The sequence below is a fragment of the Candidatus Erwinia dacicola genome (genome assembly GCF_001756855.1).
GTDB lineage: Bacteria > Pseudomonadota > Gammaproteobacteria > Enterobacterales > Enterobacteriaceae > Erwinia > Erwinia dacicola.
The window spans coordinates 1-2,069 of sequence record NZ_MAYS01000428.1 but is presented as its reverse complement, the minus strand read 5'-3'; the positions used below and the strand labels follow the sequence as shown (position 1 = coordinate 2,069).

The following is a 2,069-nucleotide window of genomic DNA, read 5'->3' as shown; positions in this document are numbered from 1 at the left end:
TGACCACCAGAGTCAACAGCTCGAAACCCTTAAGTCGATTCCAGTTTTTTTGTGCTGACTGGAGCTGAATACCATCGCCAGCGTCGTCGCCCTCGAGTCGCCGTTTCTCGCCCGCTTGCTCCGCGGCCTGACGGTATCTCCGAAGCTGGCAACGGGTGATGGTGCCATGGGTTTCTGGAAAGCGCTGGCGAAGGTGTTTCCGGACACCCGTCACCAACGGTGTCTGGTGCATAAAACTGCTAACGTGCTGGCCGCGCGACCAAAGTCAGTACAGCCAAAGGTGAAAAGCGAACTGGGTGAAATCTGGCTGTCCGGGGGGCGGGATTCAGCGAATAAGGCGTTCGATGGAGTGCTGGCGAAATATAGTGACAAATATACCGGCTCGACCCCATGATGTTCCATCAGCGGCACCGTTAACGACGCTATTTCTTGCAGTGGCGGTCAAGCTTCGCCGGGGCAAAATATGCTGATGCCTGTCGTAGAATATCGTTGCTGCGTCGAAGCTCACGGTTCTCGCGCTTCAGCGCCTTGAACAGCTGACGTTCATCCGCGTTGAGGCTGTTTTTCACCGTCAGCCGCTGTTCATGTTGTTTTATCCACAGATGCAGCGTCTCGGGTATGCAGCCAATCTGTGGTGCAATGGACTGGAACGCTTTCCACTGCGAAGTATGCTCATGCTGAGTTTCCAGCACCAGATTAACTACTGCCCGTTCACGGACTTCCGGAGAGTAACGTTTGGTCATTGTCATAGAAACCTCCACGTTTAAAGTATAGCCTCTAATTTATCCGGGGTCATTCAAACTGACCGGAGGTTAACCATGTAGAAATTCCTGCTGCTGACGCTAAGCCTGCTAATTGCGGGCTGCGGTGCCAAAATTGAGAACTATCAGCAAGTCCAGCCGAAAATCGATATCTTCAGCTAGTTCAACGGCGACTCTTGCGCCTAGGGGATGGTACAGGACTACAGCGGCAAGCAGATCCGCCGCTTCGAAGTGATCATTAACGACCAAGTGATCGGCGATACCCTGACCTTAGATGAAAATTTTATCTATGATGACGGCGAGAAGCAGAACCGCGGCTGGTATATCCGTCGCCTGAGCGATGGCAGCTATGTCGGTACCGCTGGGGATATTATCGGCATCGCGCAGGGGCACTCCCGTGGCAACGCCTTTAACTTACGCTATACCATGACGGTGAAAACGATGACAACAGCTACAAACTGAACTTTGACGACTAGATTTACTAGCAGGATGTGCAGCACCTGATGAACGTCACCTCAATGAAGAAATTTGGTGTTGATTTGGTATTGAAATGGCATGCGTCACGTTGTTTTTCTCTAAGCAGGCGGGCAGCGGGCAATAAAATGCCGCTTTCAGCTTAATTCCGCTGGGCGAAGGCGCTACACTTCGCCCTCCCTTGAGAAAACAGGTCTCGCTATGAACTGGCAAAAAATTGGTGTGGTGTTTATTTTTCTGCTGATGGCCGTTGGAGGCGTCGGCGGCATGATGCTGGCTGGATACACCTTCATCGTTCGTCCCTGAGCGCAAATACTGGCGGTAATTCCCGGCTGCCCGGTTTTGATTATTTTGTTGTAACTTATAACCAGCTGGAATTTCTCTCTGCCAGTCACGTCGTTATGCTCTGAGTTTACTCCTGAAAATAAAACTCAACATCATGACTGAAATCACTTCTTCGGCGCCCGTCGCGCTGGCAGGGAACGTGCCGACAGGCGAAGCCTTTATCATTCGCTAGGCGGCGGATGTCTCACATCAGGTCAACAACAGCAACCAGTCGCGTAGTAACGCCCGCATCGTGATCGGTATTGCCCTCGGCGGGGTATGTCTTGACGCTTACGATCTTGGTGCACTAGCCTTTGGTATGAAAGATGTGACGCGCGAATTCAATCTGTCACCCGCCCCGGGGCTGTAGTGGTCAACTAATACTGGCCACAGCATTAGACTGTCAGTAGTACAGCCGCTCAGATTCGTTGGGCGTCAGACTGCCGTTATACCAGTGGGGCCTGATAGCGCTGTAATATCCCGTTATATAGCGGATTATCGCGCCCTGGG

2 protein-coding genes, 3 pseudogenes and 1 other annotated feature are annotated in these 2,069 nt (G+C 52.1%); of the genes and pseudogenes, 4 read left to right on the top strand and 1 reads right to left on the bottom strand.

Annotated features, from left to right (window positions below):
• Positions 1-121 precede the first annotated feature (121 nt).
• Positions 122-376, top strand: a pseudogene (locus tag BBW68_RS11660) (transposase); the annotation flags it as partial.
• Positions 354-468 (bottom strand) — a sequence feature (AL1L pseudoknot). (Overlaps the previous pseudogene by 23 nt.)
• Here the strand turns inward: BBW68_RS11660 and BBW68_RS11655 are convergent.
• Positions 423-749: an IS3 family transposase gene (locus BBW68_RS11655; protein ID WP_070135492.1), complete on the bottom strand. Its 327-nt coding sequence runs from the start codon at positions 747-749 to the stop codon at positions 423-425. (Overlaps the previous feature by 46 nt.)
• Before the next feature lie 81 nt (positions 750-830).
• Between BBW68_RS11655 and BBW68_RS11650 the strand changes: the two are divergent.
• From BBW68_RS11650 to BBW68_RS19890, 3 genes and pseudogenes are all read left to right on the top strand, one after another.
• Positions 831-1,362: pseudogene (locus BBW68_RS11650) on the top strand (DUF3833 domain-containing protein).
• Between the two features lie 74 nt (positions 1,363-1,436).
• The gene (locus BBW68_RS16815; protein WP_083264888.1) at positions 1,437-1,541 is read left to right on the top strand and encodes a protein YohO; all 105 of its coding nucleotides are present in this window, start codon (positions 1,437-1,439) and stop codon (positions 1,539-1,541) included.
• 133 nt (positions 1,542-1,674) lie between these two features.
• A pseudogene (locus BBW68_RS19890) lies at positions 1,675-1,917 on the top strand (MFS transporter); the annotation flags it as partial.
• Positions 1,918-2,069 lie beyond the last annotated feature (152 nt).

What these genes read in the sequence shown, in the direction of transcription:
- BBW68_RS16815 (WP_083264888.1), top strand. Translation starts at nt 1,437, where the DNA reads ATGAACTGGCAAAAAATTGGTGTGGTGTTTATTTTTCTGCTGATGGCC.
- BBW68_RS11655 (WP_070135492.1), bottom strand. Translation starts at nt 749, where the DNA reads ATGACAATGACCAAACGTTACTCTCCGGAAGTCCGTGAACGGGCAGTA.